Consider the following 20250-nt stretch of genomic DNA (forward strand, 5'->3'; position numbering starts at 1 on the left):
GCCCGGTGCGCAGCGCGACCCGCCCCCGGGCCGGCGCGCTTCGGGTCGCCGCACGGGCGGCGGTCGTGCTGGCACTGGTCGGGCTCGCCGCCGTCGTCTCGGTGGTGGTGCCCAACGACCCCTGGCACGACTTCTTCGACCTGCGGGTCTACCGCGGCGCGGTCGCCTCGTGGCTCGAGGGCCGGCCGCTCTACGACTACACCTACGGCCGCAGCCCCTACGGGTTCACCTACCCGCCGTTCGCCGCACTGCTGGTGGCGCCGATGGCGCTGCTGCCCGCCGCCGCCGTGGCGACCGGGCACACGCTGCTCAACGTCGCCGTCCTGACCGGGCTGACGTGGTGGCTGGTCACCCCCCTGGCCCGGCGGCACGGCTGGCCGCTGCCGTTCGCCTGGCTGGCCGCGGTGCCGGTGCTGTTCGTGCTCGAGCCGGTGCGGGAGACCATCGGCTACGGGCAGGTCAACCTGCTGCTCGCCGCGCTGGTGCTCGCCGACGTCGCGGCGCTGCGCCGGGGCTCCCGCTGGGCCGGGGTGGGCACCGGCCTGGCCGCGGCGGTGAAGCTGACCCCCGGCCTCTTCGTGGTGTACCTGCTGCTCACCGGACGGCGGCGGGCGGCCGGGGTCGCCACGGCCACGGCGGCGGCGGCCACCCTGCTGGCGTTCGCGGTGGCGCCGGCGACGTCGTGGCGGTTCTGGACGCAGACGCTGTGGCAGACCGAGCGCGTCGGCCGGCTGGACAAGACCTCCAACCAGTCGCTGCTGGGCGGCCTGGCCCGGCTCACCGACCCGGCCGACCCGCCGCGGCTGGTCTGGCTGCTGGCCGCCGTCGTCGTCCTGGTCGCCGTGGTGGCCCGCGCGGTGCGGGCGGGGCGGGCCGGTGACGACCTGGCCGGGGTCGCCCTCACCGGACTGGCGGCGTGCCTGGTCAGCCCGATCTCCTGGTCGCACCACTTCGTCTGGCTGGTGCCGGCGCTCGTCGTCCTCGTCGACGTCGCCGCCGGCACCCCGGCCGCCCCGGGCCGGTGGCAGGCCCGCGCCCGCGTCGCGGCCGGGACGCTGGCCGCGGTCACCGCGGTGGCGCTGGCCTCCTCGGCGATCTGGTTCGCCGAGGCCGACCCCGGCCACCACCACGACCTCGGCGTCGCCGGCCTGCTCGTCGAGGACCTGTGGCTGCTGCTGACGCTGGTCGTGGTGGTGGCGCTGCCGGTCAGGGCCGGACGTGCCGCAACGCGAAGGACAGCGCCGTCTCCACCTGCCGGATCGTCTCCTCGATGACCAGGGAGCCGTGGCCGGCGTCGAAGCGGTACACCTCGTGCGGCTTGCCGAGCTCCTGCAGGCGGCCCAGGTAGTTGTCGATCTGCCGGATGGGGCAGCGGGGGTCGTTGGCGCCGGCCACCACGAGCACCGGCGCGGCGACGGCCTCGACGTAGGTGATCGGCGAGGAGCGCACGTAGACGTCGCGCACCTCCTCCGGCGAGCCGCCGAACAGCGCCCGGTCGTAGGCGCGCAGTCCCTCCATCTCGTCCTCGTAGGCGGCCAGGTAGTCGGCCACCGGCACCTCGGCGATGCCCGCGGCCCACCGCTCCGGCTGGGTGCCCAGGCCCAGGAGGGTGAGGAAGCCGCCCCACGAGCCGCCGGTGAGCACCGCCCGCCCCGGGTCGAGGAAGCCCTCGGCGACCAGCGCGTCGTACACCGCGGCGACGTCCTCGAGCTCGGTCAGCCCGGGCCGGCCGGTCAGCGCGTCGCGCCAGGCGCTGCCGTAGCCGGTGGAGCCGCGGTAGTTCACGTGCACGACGGCGTACCCGGCGTCGACGTAGGCCGCGCGCCGGGCGCGGTAGGAGTCGTCGTCGGCGGCCTCCGGGCCGCCGTGCACGAGGAAGGCGGTGGCGTACGGGGCCGGGCCGGCCGGGCGGACGACGAGCGCGTGCACGTCCCCGCCCGGGCCGGGCACCCAGCGGTCCTCCACCGGGTGGGCCGCCGGCGGCTCCTCGCCGGGCGCGGCGAGCACCACGGGCCCGTCGGCGCGGCGGATGACCGGGGGCCGCTCCGACGACGACCAGGCCAGCTCGACCGTGCCGTCGGGCCGGGCGGTGGCCCCGCGGACGACGCCGGTCGGGGTGTCCAGCCGCTCCAGCGTCCCGGTGGCCAGGTCGTAGCGGTACAGCTCGCTGCGGGCGGCGTGGTCGTGGCCGACGAGCAGCGCCCACCCGTCGGGGTACCAGCCGGCGGTCACGTCGCCGGGCAGGTCGAGGACGATCTCGGTCTCGGTGCCGTCGGCGACGTCCCAGACCAGCAGCTCCTCCCGGCCGCGGCGCTCGTGACCGACCAGCAGCCGCCGGTCGCCGGGCAGCGGCGCGAACTCCAGCGCGTGCAGGCCGCGGCCCTCGCCGTCCCACTTCTCGGCCACCACGTCGGGCGCGTCCTCGGTGGTGGTGGCGGTGCGCAGCACCCGCAGCGCCGGGTAGCGGGGGTCGCCGTGCTCGGAGTGCGAGACGACCAGCAGCTCGTCGTCGAGGGTGAGCGCGTCCACCGACGCCGGGTCCGCGTGCCGGTAGACCACCCGCGCGGTGCCGCCCGCGGGCGCCAGCCACAGCTCGCTGCCGTCGTCGGTGGACCGGCCGATCGCCACCAGCGACGAGCCGATCTCCAGGCCCGCCGGGTAGGCCGGCCCGACCTCCGGGACGGCGACCCGGTCCTCGCCGCCGGCGAAGGGCTGCACCATCCAGACGCCGAACTCGTCGCCGTCGGTGTCGGCGAACCACCAGACGTCCTCGCCGTCGGGGGACAGCGTGCCGATCAGCGTGCCGTTGGGCCGGTCGGTGACCTGGCGGTGGGCCTCGGTGGTGCGGTCCCAGGCGTACTGCTCGACGACGCCGCTGACGTCGGAGGCGTAGAGGCTGCGCTGCGGCGCGTGCAGCGCCCAGTCGGGCAGGCTGACGCGTGGCGCGCGGAACCGGGCCTGCCAGCGGGCGGTGACCTCCGGCGGGAGGCTGGCGGTCTCGGAGGCGGCGGGCTCGGCGTTCACCTCCCCATCGTGCCCGCCCTGGTCGGCCTCCCGGTCCGGGGGTCCCAGGCCCTGCCCGGAACGCCTCAGCCCATGACCAGGCCCTCGATCGTGTGCTTCTGGGTTATCGGCGTCAGCTCGTCGACGACGGGGCAGCGCAGGTGGTCGCGCACCCGCTGGGGGAGCTGCGCCCAGTAGTCCCGGGTCACCGCGAGGTCGTGGTGCTCGTCGTTGCCGGCGCCGGGGGCGTCCACGCCGAGGACCAGCACCGGGCGGGAGAGCTGCGAGTGGTTCTCCGTCCCGCGGTGCAGCGTCAGGGCGGAGCGGACCGAGATGTCGCCCATCTGCGGGTACTTGCGGACGGCGAGTGCCTCGTAGCGGCCGTACTCGGACCGCGGCGGGAACATCCCGTGGTCGAAGTCCTCGCCGGTCTCCCACTGCGTGCCCGGGGCGACCTCGAACGGGCCCATGTCCTCCGTCGTGTCGACCGTGGTCACGTTGAACGCGAGCGACGTCAGCCTGTGCTCCTCCCGCGACTCCCGCGGGCTGGGGAAGTCCCGGTGCCAGGGCTGGTCCTTCGCGCCGGGGAAGGGGGTGTCGAAGCCCACCTCGACGATCGTGTAGTCCGGTCCGAGGACGGCCTCGCAGGTCGCCCGCACCCAGGGGTGGTCGACGAGGTCGACGAACCCGCGCAGCGCCTCCGGGTGGATCTCCACGTACCAGCGGTTCGGCCCACGCCCGACGGCGCCGCCCTCCCGGCCGCGGGCCTCCTCGAAGGCGGCGTCCACGTCCTCGCGCAGCTGCTGCACCCAGGCGCGCGGGAAGGCGCCCTTGAGCGCGGTGATGCCGTCGGTGTGGAGCGCCTCGCGGATGGCGGCCCGGTCGATGCCGTCGTCCGTGCGCGCGCCGGGAGCGTCGGTGGGTGCGTCCGTGCTCATGCCGTCTCCCTCGTCCCTGTGGCGTCCGTCACCGTCCATGATGCGACGTCGGCGGCGCCCGGGCCCGTCGTCAGCGGCCTCCGGCGCCCGCCCCGGCCTGCGCCCCGGCCCGACGGCCGGCACCGCGTCGGGCGCGGTCGGCCATCGCCCGGGTGTGCTCGGCGGAGGCGTCGCGGACGTCGCCGATGAGCAGCTCGAGCACGTCCTCCAACGCCACCAGGCCGACGGTCCGCCGCTCGCCCCCGTCGCTCTCCACCACGCCGCCCAGGTGCGCACCCTGCGCGCGCATCTCCGACAGCACCTCGGGCAGCTTCGTGCCCGGCGCCAGCGGAACCAGGGGCGTGACGAGGTCGTCGGCGATCGGCCGGTCGCGCTCGGCGGCCGGAGCGCCGAGCGCGTCCTTGACGTGCACGAAGCCGACCAGGGTGCCGTCGTCGCCCTGCACCGGGTAGCGGCTGAAGCCGTGCTCGGCGACGACGGCCTCCAGCTGCCGCGGCGTGGTCGAGCGCGGCACGGTGACCACGGTGTCCATCGGCAGCACCACGTCCTCGACGGCGTGCTGCTCGAACTGCAGCGCCCCGGCGGCCAGCTCGCTGACCTCGGTGCCGAGCAACCCCTCCCGCCGCGACTGGGTGATCATCGACCGGATCTCACCCTCGTCGAAGCTGGCCGCGACCTCGTCGGTGGGGGTCGCCCCGAACAGCCGCACGAAGACGTTGGCCGTGGTGTTGAAGAACCAGATGACCGGCTTGAGCAGCCGGGTGAAGGCGGCCAGCGCCGGCCCCAGGACGAGCGCCGCCCGGTCGGGACCGGCGATCGTGATGTTCTTCGGCACCATCTCGCCGAGCACCATGTGCAGCACGGTCACGATGGACAGGGCGATGACCAGCGCGATCGGGTGCAGCAGCGCGTCGGGGACGTGCAGGGCGTGCAGCGGGACCTCGATCAGGTGGGCGACGGCGGGTTCACCGACGGCGCCCAGGCCGAGGGAGCACAGCGTGATGCCCAGCTGGGCGCCGGCCATGTTCTGCGAGACGTTGCGCATCGCGGCCAGGGTCTTCACCGCTCGGGGAGCGCCGGTCGCGGCGCGCGGCTCGATCTGGTCGACCCGGGCGGAGACGAGCGCGAACTCCGCGGCGACGAAGAAGGCGTTGCCCAGCAGCAGCGCGACCAGGACCAGCAGGCTGACGACGTCGCTCACGCCGCCGCCACCTTCTGCTCCGCGCGCTGCCGGGCCGACGCCGTCGCCCCGTGCGGCCGGACCACGGTCCGTTCGGCGCGGACCCGGCCGACCCGGCGGCCGTCGAGCGACTCCACGGTCAGCCGTGCCTCCTCGAGCTCCACGGTGTCGCCCTCCTCGGGCAGCCGCTGCAGCCGCTCGGCCAGGAAGCCGGCCAGCGTCTCGTAGCGCCCCTCGGGCACCGCGATGCCGGTCCGCTCGAGCACCTCGTCGGGCCGCAGCAGCCCCGACAGCAGCCAGTGGCCGTCGTCGATGCGGCGCAGCGTGCGCAGCGGGCGGTCGGTCTCGTCGGTGATCTCGCCGACCAGCTCCTCGACGATGTCCTCCAGCGTCACCACCCCGTGCGTGGCGCCCCACTCGTCGACGACCAGGGCGATCTGCAGGCCCTGCTCGCGCAGCAGGTCCACCAGCCGCTCCAGGCGCAGCGACGAGGGGACGGCGAGCACGGGGTCGGCCAGCTCCCCGGCGGTGCGGCGGGAGCGCTCGGCCTCCGGCACCGCAACCGCCCGCTTGACGTGCACCACGCCGGTGACCTCGTCGAGGTCGGAGCCGTAGACGGGGAACCGCGAGTTGCCGGACTCGGTCGCCGCGGTGATGACGTCGGCGGCGGTGGCGCTGGCCCGCAGCGTCCACAGCCGGGTGCGCGGGGTCATGACGTCGGTGGCGAACTTGGCGCGCAGACCCAGGGAGCGCTGCAGCAGCCGGGCGGCGACGGGGGAGAGGTCGCCCTCCTCGGCCGAGCGGCGGGCGACGGCGGCCAGCTCGTCGGCGCCGCGGGCGGAGTCGAGCTCCTCGCGCGGCTCGAAGCCCAGCCGCCGCACGATCGCGTTGGCCAGCCGCTGCAGGGCGTTGAGGAGGACGCCGGTGACCGCGGTGAACGCCCGCATGCCCGGCGCGACGAAGCGGGCGACGCCGAGCGGGTTGGCGATGGCGAGGTTCTTGGGGCCGAGCTCGCCGAGCAGCATCTGCAGCGTGGTGGCCAGTGCCAGCGCCAGGCCGTAGGAGACCGCGGTGACCGCGCCGCCGGGCAGGCCGACCGCCTCCAGCGGGCCGCGCAGCAGCTGGCCGAGGGCGGGCTCGGCGAGGTAGCCGACCACCAGCGTGGTGAGCGTGATGCCCAGCTGGGCCGCCGACAGTTGGGTGGACAGCGACTTGAGCGCCGTCACGACGCCGCCGGCGCCCGCGTCGCCGGCGCGGGCGGCCTCCTCGGCACGCCCGCGGTCGACGGTGGTCAGCGAGAACTCGGCGGCGACGAAGAAGCCGGTGAGTGCGGTGAGCACCACGGCGGCGAGGAGGAGCAACCACTCGGTCATCAGGCTCCCCGGTGCCCGCCACGCGGGTTCCCCAACCGGAACGGGCGATCCTGGCCCGGATACGACTCAGGGGCCGCCCGAAGGCGGCCCCTGATCCGGAGTCGGGGTGACAGGATTTGAACCTGCGGCCTCGTCGTCCCGAACGACGCGCGCTACCAAGCTGCGCCACACCCCGGGGTGCCTCGACCACTGTAGCCGAGCCGCGCCGCCGGCCCGGCGCCGGGTCACGACGGTCGCGCGGTCAGCGTCAGCAGCGTCGCCTCGGGCGGGCAGGCGAAGCGGGCCGGGGCGTAGGGGCTGGTCCCCAGCCCCGCGGAGACGTGCAGCCAGGTGCCGTTCGGGCGGCCGGGCGAGGGCTGCGCCCAGCGGTGCAGCCAGCGGGCGCGGGCCCGGTCGATGCCGCAGTTGGTCACCAGCGCGCCGTAGAGGGGGACGCGCAGCTGCCCGCCGTGGGTGTGCCCGCACAGCAGCAGGTCGTAGCCGTCGCCGGCGAACCGGTCGAGCACCCGGGGCTCGGGGGAGTGCGCCAGGCCGATGCGCAGGTCGGCGGCCGGGTCGGCCGGCCCCTCGACCAGGTCGTAGCGGTCCCGCTCCAGGTGCGAGTCGTCGACGCCGGCGAAGGAGATCCGGCGGCCGGCCACGGTGAGCTCGCCGGTGGCGTTGGTGAGGTCCAGCCAGCCGCGGGCGGTCATCCCGTCGCGCAGGTCGCGCCAGGGCAGCTCCTGGCCGTGCACCCGCTTCCGGCTGCGGGTGAGGTAGTGGACCGGGTTCTTCGGCCGCGGCGCGAAGTAGTCGTTGGACGCCGTCACGAACGCGCCGGGCAGGTCGAGCAGCGGGTCGAGGGCGCGCAGCGTCGGGCCGACGGCGTCCACGCCGGCCAGGTTGTCGCCGGTGTCGACGACGAGGTCGGGCTCGAGCTCGGCCAGCGCGGCCACCCACTGCTGCTTCGACCGCTGGCCGGCGGTCATGTGCAGGTCCGACAGGTGGAGCACGGTGAGCGGCGCGGAGCCGGGTGCCAGCACCGGGACGTCGAAGCGGCGCAGCGTCCACCGCGTGCGCTCGTACAGCGAGGCGTAGGCCAGCGTCGTGGTGCCCGCCGCGACGACGGCCGTGGGCAGCGTGTACCAGCGCACGGCGCCGAGGGTACGGGCCGGGCCGGGGTGCTTGCCCCGTCGTGCCAGGCTGGGGCCGTGTCCGCCCTCAAGGACCGGCTCCGAGCCGACCTGACCAGTGCCATGAAGTCCCGCGACGAGCTGCGCACCGCGACGCTGCGGATGGTGCTCGCCGCGGTCAGCGCGGAGGAGGTCGCCGGCAAGGAGGCCCGGGAGCTCTCCGACGACGAGGTGCTGGCCGTGCTGCGCCGGGAGGGCAAGCGGCGCCGCGAGGCGGCCGAGGCGTTCGGCGCCGCCGGCCGCGCCGAGCAGGCCGACCGGGAGCGTGCCGAGGGCGAGGTCGTGGCCGGCTACCTGCCCGCCCAGCTCGACGACGCCGACCTCGCCGCCCTGGTCGCCGACGTCGTCACCCGCACCGGCGCCACCGGCATGAAGGACATGGGGCGGGTCATGGGTGCGGCCAACGCCGAGGTGGCCGGCCGCGCCGACGGGTCCCGGGTGGCCGCGGAGGTCCGCCGCCAGCTCGGCTGATCAGTTCCCGCGGCCGCCGCCGTTGCCGCCGCCCCAGTTGCCGCGGCCGCCGCCGTCGTCCCCGCCGTCGTCGTCCCCGCCGCCGTTCCCGCCGCCACCGGCCTGCGGAGCCGGGGCCGGGGCCGGCGCCGGGCCCAGCAGCGCCGGGTCGCTCGGCGCGAACGCCGACGTGGGCTTGTCGGCCAGGTAGGGCGCGAAGGCGTTGCGCCAGATGGTGGCCGGCATGTTGCCGCCGTAGCCGCCGACGTCCTGCTGCTGCTTGGGGTTGAACACCATGACGCTGGCGGCGTACTCGGGCATGACCCCGACGAAGGCCACCGAGTCCCGGCCCTGCGAGGTGCCGGTCTTGCCGGCGATCGCGTGGCCCGGGATGGCGGCCCGGGTGCCGGTGCCCTCGGGGCTGGCGGTGTCGCCGACGAGGATGTTGGCCAGCGTGTTGGCGACGTTCGGGGGGATCGCGTTCGGCGTGCAGTTGCCGCCGTCGGTGACCACCGGCTGGCCGTCCTCGCGGGTGAGCGGCTGGCCGGCGCGGTCGAGCACCTGCACCACCGGCACCGGGTCGCACTGGGTGCCCTGCGCGCCGAGCGTGGCGTAGGCGGTGACCAGGTCCAGCGGGCTGGTGGCCTCGGCGCCGAGGGTGAACGACCCGAAGTTGCCGTCGATGATCTCGTCCGCGGAGTTCTGGGTGGGCTGGTCGAAGTTCATGCCCATCCGCTCGGCCATGCGCACCGGGCCCTCGACGCTGCCGAGGCGGTCCTCGAGCGCGAGGAAGTAGGTGTTCGAGGAGCGGACCAGCGCGCCGACCATGTCGAGGGTGTCGGGGTAGTTGCCCACGTTCTGCACGCAGTACATGCCGTTGCCCTGCTCCCGGTCACCGCCACAGGAGGGGCCACGGAACACGCGCGAGGTGTACTGGTTGCCCGGCGTGCTGATCACCGTGCTGGCCGGGATGCCGGCCTCGAGCGCCGCGGCGGCGGTGAACACCTTGTACGTGGACCCGGCGCCCTTGCTGGCCGCCGCGTGCAGCACGACCGACTCGCACTGGGGGTCGGAGCAGCCGAACTGCCGGTTGACGCTCATCGCCAGCACGTCGCCGGTACCCGGGCGGACGGCGGTGAACATGCCGGCGAGCTGGTCGCCCATCGGCAGCGTGTTCAGCACGGCCTGGTCGCCGAGGGCCTGCAGCTGCGGGTCGAGCGTCGTCTGGATGGTCAGCCCGCCGTTGTCCAGCTGCTCCTGGGTGATGCCGAGGACGCCGGTGAGGTAGCCCTGCAGGTAGGCGCAGAAGAAGCCGCCGATGGCGGCGTCGATGCAGCCGTTGGGCGGGTTGATGCCCGGCGCGACCTGCACCGGCTGGGCGGAGATCTCGGTCAGCTCGGCCTCGCTGATGTGGCCGAGGTCGAACATCCGCTGCAGCACCTGGTTGCGGCGGGTCTGCGCGTTCTCCGGGTTGGTGATCGGGTCGTCGTTGGCCGGGCTCTGCACCAGGCCGGCCAGCATCGCCGCCTGCGGCAGGGTGAGGTCGGCGGCGTTGACGCTGAAGTACTTCTGGGCGGCGGCCTGGATGCCGTAGGCGCCCTGCCCGAAGTACACGATGTTGAGGTAGCGGGTGAGGATCTCGTCCTTGGAGTAGGTCTCCTCGAGGGCCAGCGCCAACCGGGCCTCGCGCAGCTTGCGGGAGATGTCCTGCTCGGTGGCGGCCTGCCGCTCCTCGGGGGTGTCGGCGGTCTCCAGCAGCGTCTGCTTGACCAGCTGCTGGGTCAGCGTCGAGCCGCCCTCCTGCACCGAGCCCGCGGCGACGTTGGTGACCGCGGCGCGCAGCGTGCCCTGCACGTCCAGGCCGTTGTGCTGGTAGAAGCGAGCGTCCTCGATGTCGACCAGCGCCTGCTTCACCACGTCGGCGATCTGGTCGGCCGTCGCCACGGTGCGGTTGTTGGCGTAGAAGTTGGTGATCAGCGAGCCGTCGGCCGCGAGCACGCGGGAGTTGCCCGCCGGGGTGGCGTCGGTGAGCTCCACCGGCAGCGCGTCGAGCAGCGAGGCGGAGTTGCGGGCGGCGATCCCGCCCCCGGCGATGGCAGGGGCCAGCACGCCGGCGACGAGGGCGCCGGCGATGACGATCATCAGGGCGAGCTTGGCCAGGACCCTGGCGCGGGCGGGAGTCGACATCACCCGCCAGGGTACGGCGCGCGAAGGCGCCGAGCCCGCGCTCAGGCGCGGCGCGCGGGGAGCACCCGGGTCCGCGGGACACCCGTCGGCGTGTCGCCGTCGGGACCGGTCAGCGCCTCGGCCATCACCCGCAGCCCGTCGAGGTCGTGGACGTCGCCCGCGGCCGCCGGCACCGTCCGCATCCCGACCTCGGGGTGGGCGCTGGTGAACCGGTCGGCCAGCCGCTGCTCCCGGGCGGCCAGCGTCATCCGCTCGGCGTGCACCCGCAGCGCCCCGGCGGCCAGCGCCCCGGCCGGTTCGCCGTCGTCGCCGATCGCCTCGGCGGCGGCCTCGGCCCGGGTGGCCGACAGCGCGGTGCTCGCCGGCGGGTGGGTGCGGTTGAGCACCAGCCCGGCCAGCGGCATGCCCTCGGCCGACAGCCGGTCGACGAAGTAGGACGCCTCGCGCAGTGCGTCGGGCTCGGGCGTGGCGACGACGACGAACCAGGTGCCCGGCCGGCGGAGCAGCTCGTAGGTGGCCGTGGCCCGCTCGCGGAACCCGCCGAACATGGTGTCGAGCGCCGTGACGAAGGCGGAGATGTCGCGCAGCAGCTGGCCGCCGAGGACCTTGCTGATGATCCGGCTGAAGAACAGGAAGCCGGCGCTGGCGAACCGGAACCCGGCCCGGCTCGGCGCGATCAGCAGCCGGATCATCGTGCCGTCGAGGAAGCGGCTCATCCGGTTGGGGGCGTCGAGGAAGTCCAGCGCCGACCGCGACGGCGGGGTGTCGACGACGATGAGGTCCCACCGGTCCCCGGCCCGCAGCTGGCCCAGCTTCTCCATCGCCATGTACTCCTGCGTCCCGGCGAAGGACGACGACAGGGTCTGGTAGAAGGGGTTGGCCAGGATCTGCTCGGCCCGCTCGGGGGTCGAGTGCGCCACGACGATGTCGTCGAACGTGCGCTTCATGTCCAGCATCATCGCGTGCAGCTCGCCGGCGGCCCCCGGGACGTCGACCGGCCGCGGCTCGTTGTCCAGCTCCACCAGGCCGAGCGACTGCGCCAGCCGCCGGGCCGGGTCGATGGTGAGGACGACGACCCGCCGGCCGGCCTCCGCCGCGGCCAGCGCCAGCGCCGCCGACGTCGTCGTCTTGCCGACGCCGCCGGAGCCGCAGCACACCACGATCCGGGTGTCCGGGTCGCCGATCAGCGCGGCGAGGTCCATCGACGGGGCCAGCCGGTCGGCGGCCGTCCGCGCGCCGCGGGCCGGGCGCGCGGACGCCGCGGGCGTCTCCTCCGCCGCGCTCACGAGTCCTCCTCGCTGGTGCTCGTCGGCCGCGTTCGCGGCGCTGCTGTGTCCCTGGGTTCGCTCGCGAGCCCGCTCACGCCGCCACCTCCGCGCCCAGGTGGTCCTCGAGCCGGCCGGCGAGCTCGAACAGGCAGCCGAGGTCGATCGGGGCGGCCAGCATCGGCAGCTCGACGGTCGGCGGGCCCAGCGACTCGACCCGGGCGCGCAGCGCGTCCTGCGCGGCCCAGCGCCGGGCGTGCTCGACGGCCTGGGCGGCCAGGGCGTCGGCCAGCCGGCCGTTGCCGGGCAGCCCGGCGGCCGACAGCCCCGGCGCGAGGTCCTCGCCGGTCAGCCGGCCCTCGGCGGCGCGGGCCAGGCTCTCGGCCGGCAGCACCGGCTCGGTGGCCATGTTGACGATCACCGACCCGACGGGCAGGCCCACCGCGGTGAGCTCGGCGATCGCGTCGGCGGTCTCCTGCACCGGCATGTCCTCGAGCAGGGTGACCAGGTGCACCGCCGTCTGCGGGGAGCGCAGCACCGCCATGACGCCGTCGCTCTGCGTCTTGATCGGGCCGGAGCGGGCCAGGTCGGACATCTCGCCGGTGACGTTGAGGAACCGCGTGATCCGCCCGGTCGGCGGGGCGTCGACGACGACGGCGTCGTAGACCGGCCGGCCGCCCTCGCGGCGGGTGACCGCCTCCTTGACCTTCCCCGTGATCAGCACGTCGCGCAGGCCCGGGGCGATGGTGGTGGCGAAGTCGACGGCGCCCATCTTGCGCAGCGCCCGGCCCGCCCGGCGGAGGTTGTAGAACATCTCGAGGTACTCCAGCAGGGCCTCCTCGACGTCGATCGCGAGGGCCCGGACCTCGCCGCCGCCGCGGGTGACCGCCACCCGGCGCTCCTCGTAGGGCAGCGGCGGGGTGTCGAACAGCTGGGCGATGCCCTGGCGGCCCTCGCACTCGACGAGCAGCACGGTGCGGCCCTCCGCGGCCAGGGCGAGGGCGAGGGCGGCCGCGACCGTCGTCTTGCCGGTGCCGCCCTTCCCGGTGACGACGTGGCAGCGCACGGGCAGGGGGGAGGGGCTCACCCCGACCAGCGTAGGAGGACCGCGTCCTCCCCACCCCTCGCAGGTCCGGGACCGGCCCCGGACCAGGCCCGCCGTCCTGCGCTAGCGTCGTCCCCCATGAGCGAACCGGCCCGCCGCCGCTGGGAGTACGCCACCATCCCGCTGCTGATCCACAACACCAAGGCGATCCTCGACTCCTGGGGCACCGACGGGTGGGAGCTGGTGACGGTGCTGCCCGGTCCGGGCGGCGCCGAGCAGCTGGTCGCCTACCTCAAGCGCCCGGTCGGCTGAGGCGGCCGCGATGACCCAGGCGCAGGGTGCTCCGGCGCCGGCCCAGAGCTGGACCCAGCGGCTGGCCGAGCTCGGGATCCGGCTGCCCCCCGTGGCGGCACCGGTCGCCTCCTACGTGCCCGCGGTGCGCAGCGGCCAGCTGGTGTTCACCTCCGGCCAGCTGCCCTTCGTCGAGGGGGGGCTGCGGCGCACCGGCAAGGTGGGCGGGTCGGTCGACCCCGAGGACGCCGCCGCCGACGCCAAGCTGTGCGCGCTCAACGCGCTGGCCGCCGTCCACGAGCTCGTCGGCCTGGACTCCGTCGCCCGCGTGGTGCGGGTGGTCGGCTACGTGGCCAGCGCCGAGGGGTTCACCGGCCAGCCGCGGGTGGTCAACGGGGCCAGCGAGCTGCTGGGCAAGGTGTTCGGCGAGGCCGGCCGGCACGCCCGCAGCGCCGTCGGCGTCGCCGAGCTGCCGCTGGGCGCCCCCGTCGAGGTCGAGCTCACCGTCGAGCTGCGGTGAGCCCGGAGGTCAGGCCCGCGGCCACGGTGCTGCTGCTGCGCGACGGCGCGGCGGGCCTGGAGGTCCACCTGCTGCGGCGCACCCGCGGCATGCCCTTCGCCGGCGGCATGACCGCCTACCCCGGCGGCGGGGTCGACCCGCGCGACGCCGACGTCGACGTCGCCTGGGCCGGGCCGGAGCCGGCCGTGTGGGCCGCCTCGCTGGGCTGCGACGAGCGACTGGCCCGCGAGCTGGTGTGCGCCGCCGTCCGGGAGACCTTCGAGGAGGCCGGCGTGCTGCTGGCCGGCTCGCCCGACGGCGGCGACGGGGTGGGCGCGATCGTGCCGTCGGTGTCGGGGGACGACTGGGAGGCGCAGCGGCAGGCGCTGCTGAGCCGGGAGCTGTCGCTGGCCGAGCTGCTGGCCTCCCGCGGCCTGGCGCTGCGGGCCGACCTGCTGCGGCCCTTCGCGCACTGGGTGACGCCGCCGGCGGAGAAGCGCCGCTACGACACCCGCTTCTTCGCCGCCGCCCTGCCGGTGGGCCAGGAGGCCCGCGACGTCTCCGGTGAGGCCGACGAGGTCAGCTGGCTGACGCCGGAGGCCGCGCTGACCGAGATGCGCGCCGGCACCCGGCCGATGCTGCCGCCGACGATCCACACCCTCGGCCAGCTCGCTGCGTTCCCCGACGTGGCCTCGGCGCTGGCCGGCAGCCCGCCCGAGCCGCTGAGCCCGATCATGCCGACCTTCACCGAGGAGCCCGACGGCCGCTGGGCCGTGCTGCCCGACGGCACCCGCATCCGCATCGTCGTGCCGCTCCCCTCCTGAGGGACGCCGGTGGCCCGGAACCGTGACGGTTCCGGGCCACCGGCGTTCGGAGCTCGGGTGTCAGCGCGCGCGGCGGCGGAGCCGGTCCTCGTCGAGGACGACGACCGACTTGCCCTGCAGCTGGATCCAGCCGCGGTGCACGAAGTCGGCCAGCGCCTTGTTCACCGTCTCGCGGGAGGCGCCGACCAGCTGGGCCAGCTCCTCCTGGGTGAGGTCGTGCTTGACCCGCAGGCCGTCGGCCTCGCGGCTGCCGAAGCGGTCGGCCATCTGCAGCAGCGCCTTGGCCACGCGGCCGGGGACGTCGGTGAAGATCAGGTCGGCCACCGAGTCGTTGGTGCGCCGCAGCCGGCGGGCCAGCACGCGCAGCAGCTGCTCGCCGATCTCCGGGTGCGCCTCGATCCACGGCCGCAGCACCGACTGCGGCATCTTGGCCAGCCGGACGTCGGTGACCGCGGTGGCGGTGGCGGTGCGCGGGCCCGGGTCGAACACGGACAGCTCGCCGAACTGGTCGGAGGGCCCCATGACGGCGAGCACGTTCTCCCGGCCGTCGGGGGAGCGGCGGGAGAGCTTGATCTTGCCGCTCAGCACGATGTAGAGGCTGTCGCCGGGCTCACCCTCGTTGAAGACGACCCGGCCCCGCGGCAGGGTGATCGTCTCCAGACGGTCGGCGACCGGGTCGACGGCCTCCTCCGAGAGCCCCTGGAAGATCCCGGACTGGGCCAGCACCTCGTCCACCACGTTGTCTCTCCACCCCACCGTCGCTCGACCTGCGGGGCAGCAGCACCCGCATCCGCAGGCAGTCTAGGGGGCTGTGCCGACCGTCACCCCTCCGGCGGGGGGCCTCTGACCCGCGCGGGGGAGGCCGGTGGTGCGGGGAGGAGCTCCTCAGACCAGCGGCTCGGAGCCGCGGCGCACCCGTGACCGGCGACGACGACGCCAGCGGGCCATGGCGCGGCGGATGCCGGAGGCGGCCAACGTGTCCACCTCGCCCGGCGTCGCCGACTCGAGGAACTCGGCCACCTCGCGCGGCGACGTCGGCCGGCGCAGCGGCTCCTCGACGCGCTCCATGACCAGCAGGAAGGCGATGACCATCGGGGGGAAGAGGATGACGATGAGCGCGACCACGTCACCTCCCGGTCCGGTCGCGAGCGGGCACGCCCTGGTGGGGCCCGTACCGCCATGGTGGCACGCGTCCGGCGGTGTCGCCGACGACGCCTACCCTCGACCGCGTGTCCTCGCCGGCCCCCGTGCAGCCCACCGCGCGTCCCGCGGCGCGCCGCGCTCCCGCTCGCCGCCCGGCCGCCGCGCCGTTCGACCCCGACGAGACGCCCCTGGCCCGCACCCGCCGCGCCCGCCGGATGGCGCGCGAGCTGGCGGTCCTGCACCCCGACGCGCACTGCGAGCTGGACTTCACCAACGCCTTCGAGCTGCTGGTGGCCACCGTGCTCTCGGCGCAGACCACCGACAAGACGGTCAACAAGGTCACCCCGGCGCTGTTCGCGCGCTATCCCGACCCGGTGGCGCTGGCCGGGGCCGACCGCGCCGAGGTGGAGGCGATCCTCAAGCCCACCGGCTTCTTCCGCGCCAAGGCCGCCTCGGTGCTCGGCCTGGCCCAGGCGCTGGTCGAGCGGTTCGACGGCGAGGTGCCCGGGCGGATGGCCGACCTCGTCACCCTGCCCGGCGTCGGCCGCAAGACCGCCAACGTCGTCCTCGGCAACGCCTTCGGCGTCCCGGGGCTGACCGTCGACACCCACTTCGGCCGGCTGGTCCGCCGCTTCGGCTGGACCGCCGAGGAGGACCCGGTCAAGGTCGAGGCGGAGATCGCCGAGCTCGTCCCCAAGCGCGACTGGACGATGTTCAGCCACCGCGTGATCTTCCACGGCCGCCGGGTGTGCCACGCCAAGAAGGCGGCCTGTGGCGCCTGCGGGCTGGCCCGCTGGTGCCCGTCGTTCGGGATCGGTCCCACCGACCCCGGGGCCGCCGCGAAGCTGGTGAAGACGCCCGCGGCGTCGGACACCGAGTGAGCGCCGGACGGCGGACGGCCGCGCTGCTGGGGCTGGGGCTGCTCCTCTCCGCCTGCACCGCGTCCGGCGACGGCGGGGGGACGACGGCCGCCGCGCCGACGACGTGGAGCGCACCCCTGCGGGCCTGCCCCGAGCAGCCCGACCGGCCCGCGGCCGGCGCCGCGACGCTGCCGCCGGTGGCGCTCCGGTGCCCCGGCGGCGGCACCCTCGACCTGGGCCGCGCCCCGGGCACGCCGACGGTGGTCAACCTCTGGGCGAGCTGGTGCGGGCCCTGCCGGGAGGAGCTCCCGCTGGTGCAGGACCTCGCCGACCTCGCCGGCGACCGGCTGTCGGTGGTCGGCGTCATCAGCAAGGACGGCGTGCCGCAGGCCGACAGCTTCGCCGCCGACGCCGGGGCCACCTTCCCCAGCGCCTACGACCGCGACGGCGCCCTGATGGACGAGCTGGGCATCCAGGCGCTGCCGTTCACCTACCTCGTCGACGCCGACGGCGCGCTGGTCCACACGCAGGTCGGGCCGGTCGCGTCGGTGGACGAGCTGCGGGCGCTGGTGGCCGAGCACCTCGGGGTGCAGCTGTGACCGGCGTGCTCCCGGGGGCCGACCTCTCCGGCCTGCCCGGGCCCGTGCGCCGGCTGCTCGACGCCGGTCCCGACCTGCCGCTGCGCCACCGGATGCCGAGTCCCTCGGCCACCGCGCGCCGGTCGGCGGTGCTCATCCTCTTCGGCGAGGGGCCGGGCGGCACCGACGTCCTGCTCATCGAGAAGTCGGCGCGGCTGCGCACCCACGCGGGGCAGCCGGCCTTCCCCGGCGGCGGTGCCGACCCGGGGGAGGACTACCCGGTCGGCACGGCGCTGCGCGAGGCGCAGGAGGAGGCCGGCGTCGACCCCGACGGCGTCCGCGTGCTGGCCACGCTGCCGGAGCTGTTCCTCGGCCCGTCGGACAACCTCGTCGTCCCGGTGGTCGCGTGGTGGGACGACCCGAGCGACGTCGTCGTCGGCGACCCGCGCGAGGTGGCCCGGGTGGCCCGCGTGCCGCTGGCCGAGCTCGCCGACCCGGTCAACCGGTTCCGGGTGCACCACCCCTCGGGCTACGTCGGCCCGGCCTTCGGCGTGGCCGGGATGGTCGTCTGGGGGTTCACCGGCGGTCTGCTGGACGCCCTGCTCGAGGCCGCCGGGCTGGCGCGGCCGTGGGACGTGCGCGACGTGCGCGCGCTGGAGGAGTCCGGCACCCGGCCGGCCGAGGCGCCCGGCTCGCTCGGCGAGGGCGGCGCCGAGGACGCCGCCGCGCCGACGGTGGCGAGCCCCGCACCGGACGGCGGTCCGGCGCGTACGGTTCCCCGGCGATGAGCGCGACGAGGGGACCGGCCGGGCGCGGCCGGGCGCTGCTGTGCGGCCTGCTGCTGGCGGCCGGCCTGCTGTCCGGCTGCGGGTCCGACGACGGCGGCGCCACCGCGGCACCGGCCACGGCCGACCCGTCGCTGGGCACCGTGACCGTCGCCGAGGACGGCGTCCAGGAGGTCACCATCCAGACGCCGGACGAGTACGTCTGGCTCCCCGGGACCTTCACCGTCGCGCCCGGCAGGGTCCGGCTGACCGTGGAGAGCACCGCCACCCAGGCCACGCACAACTTCCGCTTCACGCCCGGCGCCGGTGCCGAGGAGATCCCCCCGGAGATCCCGCTGCTCGCCGCGGGTGAGTCCCGGACCATCGAGTTCGAGGTGACGGTGCCCGGTGAGCACCCGTACGAGTGCAGCTTCCACGTGCCGCTCGGGCAGACCGGCGTCATGACGGTGTCGGGCTGATCCGTGTCCCTGGTCGACCTCGTCCTCGTCGCGCTCGCGCTGGTCTTCGCCTTCTCCGGCTTCCGCCAGGGCCTGCTGGTCTCGGCCACCTCCTTCCTGGGCTTCCTGGGCGGTGCCGTGCTCGGCGCGCAGCTGTCCGGCCCGGTCGCCGACCGCCTTGACGGCTCCCCGGTCACCCGGGTGTTCGCCGCGCTGGTCGTGGTCCTGGCCGGGGCGCTGCTCGGGCAGGTGCTGGCCGGCGCGGTCGGCCGGGCGGTGCGCAGCCGCGTCACCTGGGAGCCCGCCGAGGTGCTCGACGCCGTCGCCGGCGCGGTCGTGTCCGCGGTCGCCGTGCTGCTCGTCGCGTGGATGGTGGCCACCCCGCTGGCCACCGCGCCCTTCCCCGAGGTCGCCGGCCAGGTGCGCAAGTCGGCGCTGGTGCAGGTGGTCGACCGGGCGGTGCCCGACAGCGTCCGGGCGGTGTACGACTCGCTGCACGAGGCCATCGACCGGCGCGGGCTGCCCGACGTGCTCGACCCGCTCACCCCCACCGAGGTCCGCGAGGTCGAGGCACCCGACGCGGCGCTGGCCGCCAGCCCGGTCGTCGGCCGGGTGGAGGGCTCGGTCGTGAAGATCAGCGGGGTCGCGCCCTCGTGCTCGCGGCAGATCGACGGGTCGGGCTTCGTCTACGCCCCGGAGCGGGTGATGACCAACGCGCACGTGCTGGCCGGTGTCCCGGGGCCCGTGGTGCTCGCCGAGGGCGAGGAGTACGAGGCGACGCCGGTCTACGTCGACCAGGAGCTCGACGTCGCGGTGCTCGCCGTCCCCGGACTGCCGCAGCTCCCGCTGGACTTCGCGGCCGCGCCCGCGGCCACCGGCGACGACGCGATCATCATGGGCTACCCCGGCGGCGGGGACTTCTTCGTCGGCCCGGCCCGCGTCCGGGACCGCGGTGACATCAGCGGCCCCGACTTCCGCAACACCCGGACCGTCGAGCGCGAGGTCTACGCCCTCTTCGGCGAGGTGCGGGCCGGCAACTCCGGCGGGCCGCTGTTCGACCCCACCGGCCAGGTGCTCGGCGTCGTCTTCGCCTCGGCGATCGACGACCCGTCGACCGGCTACGCGCTGACCGCGGAGCAGGTGGCGCCGGCCGCCCGCCAGGGCCTGGCCGGCACCGTCCCCGCGGACACCGGCGCCTGCGAGTGAAAGGACCCGGGCCCCCCCGGCTCGCACGCTCGCCGCGGGCCCCTTGCACGGGGGCCGTTCCAGACGGTCACCCGGGCCGTTCCAGCCCCTCACTGGGCCCACGTGGTGATCGCGTCGGTGACGTCGGCGGGGGTCTCCTCGGGCGGGAAGTGCCCGGTGCCGGGCAGCTCGCGCCAGGCGTAGGCGCCGGCGACGTAGCGGCCCGAGCCGCGGGCGGTGCGCGGCAGCACCAGCGGGTCGGCGGTCCCGTGCAGCTGCAGGGTCGGCGCGGTGACCGGTGAGGCCATCCGGCGGGCGTAGCGCAGCCCGTCGGGACGCAGCTGGGAGCGGCCGGCCCAGCGGAAGTACTCCATCGACCCGTAGGCGGCCTGCGGGATCCGCGCCGCCGACCGGTAGCGCTCCACCGCCTCGGCGAAGTCGGCGGTCTGCGTCCACGCGGGCCCCGCCCACCGGCGCAGGTACTCCGCGACCGGGTCGTCGTCGGCCCGCGTCAGCCGGTGCTCGGGCCAGCGCGGCACCTGGAAGCCCAGCACGTGCCGCAGCGCCCGCCGCTGGGCCCGGTCGGCGAGCCCCGCGCGCAGCAGCCGGGGGTGGGCCATCGACACGACGACCAGCCGCCGGACGCTGCGCGGGTGCAGCGCGGCCATCGTCCAGGCCACCAGCGCGCCCCAGTCGTGCCCGACGACGACGGCGTCGCGCTCCCCGAGGGCCCGGACCAGCGCCGCGGCGTCGCTCGCCGCCGTCGGCAGGTCGTAGCCGCGCGGCGGCTTGTCGCTGGCGCCGTAGCCGCGCAGGTCCGGGGCGACGGCCCGGAAGCCGGCGTCGGCGAGGGCGGGCAGCTGGGCGCGCCAGGTCCACCAGTACTGCGGGAAGCCGTGCAGCAGCAGCACCAGCGGGCCCTCGCCGGCCTCGGCCAGGTGCAGCCGGACCCCGTTGGCCGAGGCGTCGCGGTGCACCCACGGACCCGGCAGCAGCACGCTGGTGGCGTCGGGCCGCTCGTCGGTGGGGACCGCG

The 20250-nt window shown here is 75.7% G+C and carries 21 protein-coding genes and 1 tRNA gene; 10 read left to right on the forward strand and 12 right to left on the reverse strand.

Annotated elements, in window-relative coordinates:
- Positions 1–5: 5 nt before the first annotated feature.
- A complete protein-coding gene (locus tag BMZ33_RS08585; protein ID WP_136697246.1) occupies positions 6–1274 on the forward strand; it encodes a glycosyltransferase 87 family protein in 1269 nt (422 codons plus the stop codon).
- Here BMZ33_RS08585 and BMZ33_RS08590 read toward each other — a convergent pair.
- The 6 genes from BMZ33_RS08590 to BMZ33_RS08615 form a co-directional block, all read right to left on the reverse strand.
- Entirely contained in the window at positions 1207–3024 is a 1818-nt protein-coding gene (locus BMZ33_RS08590; RefSeq protein WP_091109150.1) for a S9 family peptidase, read from the reverse strand. The two genes, BMZ33_RS08585 and BMZ33_RS08590, sit on opposite strands and share 68 nt — an antisense overlap.
- Before the next feature lie 65 nt (positions 3025–3089).
- A complete protein-coding gene (locus tag BMZ33_RS08595; RefSeq protein WP_091109763.1) occupies positions 3090–3941 on the reverse strand; it encodes a phytanoyl-CoA dioxygenase family protein in 852 nt (283 codons plus the stop codon).
- Between the two features lie 70 nt (positions 3942–4011).
- Positions 4012–5142, reverse strand: coding sequence for a hemolysin family protein (locus BMZ33_RS08600; RefSeq protein WP_091109151.1), 1131 nt, complete (start codon positions 5140–5142; stop codon positions 4012–4014).
- A complete protein-coding gene (locus tag BMZ33_RS08605) occupies positions 5139–6494 on the reverse strand; it encodes a hemolysin family protein (protein WP_091109152.1) in 1356 nt (451 codons plus the stop codon). The genes BMZ33_RS08600 and BMZ33_RS08605 overlap by 4 nt, the downstream gene beginning before the upstream one ends.
- Positions 6495–6595: 101 nt before the next feature.
- Positions 6596–6669: transfer RNA gene (locus BMZ33_RS08610), tRNA-Pro, on the reverse strand.
- Between the two features lie 49 nt (positions 6670–6718).
- Positions 6719–7627 (reverse strand): metallophosphoesterase, encoded by a 909-nt coding sequence (locus BMZ33_RS08615; protein WP_091109153.1) that lies wholly within the window; start codon positions 7625–7627, stop codon positions 6719–6721.
- Between the two features lie 57 nt (positions 7628–7684).
- Between BMZ33_RS08615 and BMZ33_RS08620 the strand changes: the two genes are divergently transcribed.
- Positions 7685–8137 (forward strand): GatB/YqeY domain-containing protein, encoded by a 453-nt coding sequence (locus BMZ33_RS08620; RefSeq protein ID WP_091109154.1) that lies wholly within the window; start codon positions 7685–7687, stop codon positions 8135–8137.
- Here the strand turns inward: BMZ33_RS08620 and BMZ33_RS08625 are convergent, their stop codons facing one another.
- The 3 genes from BMZ33_RS08625 to bagA form a co-directional block, all read right to left on the reverse strand.
- Positions 8138–10303, reverse strand: a complete 2166-nt coding sequence (locus BMZ33_RS08625; protein WP_091109155.1) for a transglycosylase domain-containing protein — start codon at positions 10301–10303, stop codon at positions 8138–8140.
- A gap of 41 nt (positions 10304–10344) precedes the next feature.
- A complete protein-coding gene (gene bagB, locus BMZ33_RS08630; protein WP_169064068.1) occupies positions 10345–11589 on the reverse strand; it encodes an ATPase BagB in 1245 nt (414 codons plus the stop codon).
- A gap of 73 nt (positions 11590–11662) precedes the next feature.
- Complete coding sequence (gene bagA, locus BMZ33_RS08635) at positions 11663–12655, reverse strand: ATPase BagA (RefSeq protein ID WP_091109156.1); 993 nt, start codon at positions 12653–12655, stop codon at positions 11663–11665.
- A 96-nt stretch (positions 12656–12751) separates the two neighbouring features.
- On the opposite strand from bagA, the gene sp36 reads away from it, so the two are divergent.
- Genes sp36 through BMZ33_RS08650 form a run of 3 tightly spaced genes read left to right on the forward strand, consistent with a single transcriptional unit; the run spans position 12752 to position 14227 of the window.
- Entirely contained in the window at positions 12752–12925 is a 174-nt protein-coding gene (sp36, locus tag BMZ33_RS08640; protein ID WP_091109157.1) for a Sp36 family protein, read from the forward strand.
- A 10-nt stretch (positions 12926–12935) separates the two neighbouring features.
- On the forward strand, positions 12936–13424 hold the full coding sequence (locus tag BMZ33_RS08645) for a RidA family protein (protein WP_091109158.1): 489 nt from the start codon (positions 12936–12938) through the stop codon (positions 13422–13424).
- On the forward strand, positions 13421–14227 hold the full coding sequence (locus tag BMZ33_RS08650; protein ID WP_091109159.1) for an NUDIX hydrolase: 807 nt from the start codon (positions 13421–13423) through the stop codon (positions 14225–14227). Before BMZ33_RS08645 ends, BMZ33_RS08650 begins: the two co-directional genes overlap by 4 nt.
- A 60-nt stretch (positions 14228–14287) precedes the next feature.
- On the opposite strand, the gene BMZ33_RS08655 is transcribed toward BMZ33_RS08650, so the two are convergent.
- Together BMZ33_RS08655 and BMZ33_RS08660 are read right to left on the reverse strand one after the other, a co-directional pair.
- A complete protein-coding gene (locus tag BMZ33_RS08655; RefSeq protein ID WP_169064069.1) occupies positions 14288–14965 on the reverse strand; it encodes a Crp/Fnr family transcriptional regulator in 678 nt (225 codons plus the stop codon).
- Between the two features lie 147 nt (positions 14966–15112).
- Positions 15113–15352, reverse strand: coding sequence for a hypothetical protein (locus tag BMZ33_RS08660; protein WP_091109160.1), 240 nt, complete (start codon positions 15350–15352; stop codon positions 15113–15115).
- A gap of 104 nt (positions 15353–15456) precedes the next feature.
- On the opposite strand from BMZ33_RS08660, the gene nth reads away from it, so the two are divergent.
- Genes nth through BMZ33_RS08685 form a run of 5 tightly spaced genes read left to right on the forward strand, consistent with a single transcriptional unit; the run spans position 15457 to position 19236 of the window.
- Entirely contained in the window at positions 15457–16251 is a 795-nt protein-coding gene (nth, locus tag BMZ33_RS08665) for an endonuclease III (protein ID WP_169064070.1), read from the forward strand.
- Entirely contained in the window at positions 16248–16829 is a 582-nt protein-coding gene (locus BMZ33_RS08670; RefSeq protein WP_091109162.1) for a TlpA family protein disulfide reductase, read from the forward strand. Before nth ends, BMZ33_RS08670 begins: the two co-directional genes overlap by 4 nt.
- On the forward strand, positions 16826–17596 hold the full coding sequence (locus BMZ33_RS08675; RefSeq protein WP_169064071.1) for an NUDIX hydrolase: 771 nt from the start codon (positions 16826–16828) through the stop codon (positions 17594–17596). The genes BMZ33_RS08670 and BMZ33_RS08675 overlap by 4 nt, the downstream gene beginning before the upstream one ends.
- Positions 17593–18051: a cupredoxin domain-containing protein gene (locus BMZ33_RS08680; RefSeq protein WP_091109163.1), complete on the forward strand. Its 459-nt coding sequence runs from the start codon at positions 17593–17595 to the stop codon at positions 18049–18051. The genes BMZ33_RS08675 and BMZ33_RS08680 overlap by 4 nt, the downstream gene beginning before the upstream one ends.
- 3 nt (positions 18052–18054) lie before the next feature.
- Entirely contained in the window at positions 18055–19236 is a 1182-nt protein-coding gene (locus BMZ33_RS08685; RefSeq protein WP_091109164.1) for a MarP family serine protease, read from the forward strand.
- An 89-nt stretch (positions 19237–19325) separates the two neighbouring features.
- Here the strand turns inward: BMZ33_RS08685 and BMZ33_RS08690 are convergent, their stop codons facing one another.
- On the reverse strand, positions 19326–20213 hold the full coding sequence (locus BMZ33_RS08690) for an alpha/beta fold hydrolase (protein WP_169064072.1): 888 nt from the start codon (positions 20211–20213) through the stop codon (positions 19326–19328).
- Between the last annotated feature and the right edge of the window lie 37 nt (positions 20214–20250).

The organism is Geodermatophilus dictyosporus, from assembly GCF_900115505.1.
In the GTDB taxonomy this organism is placed as follows: Bacteria; Actinomycetota; Actinomycetes; order Mycobacteriales; family Geodermatophilaceae; genus Geodermatophilus; species Geodermatophilus dictyosporus.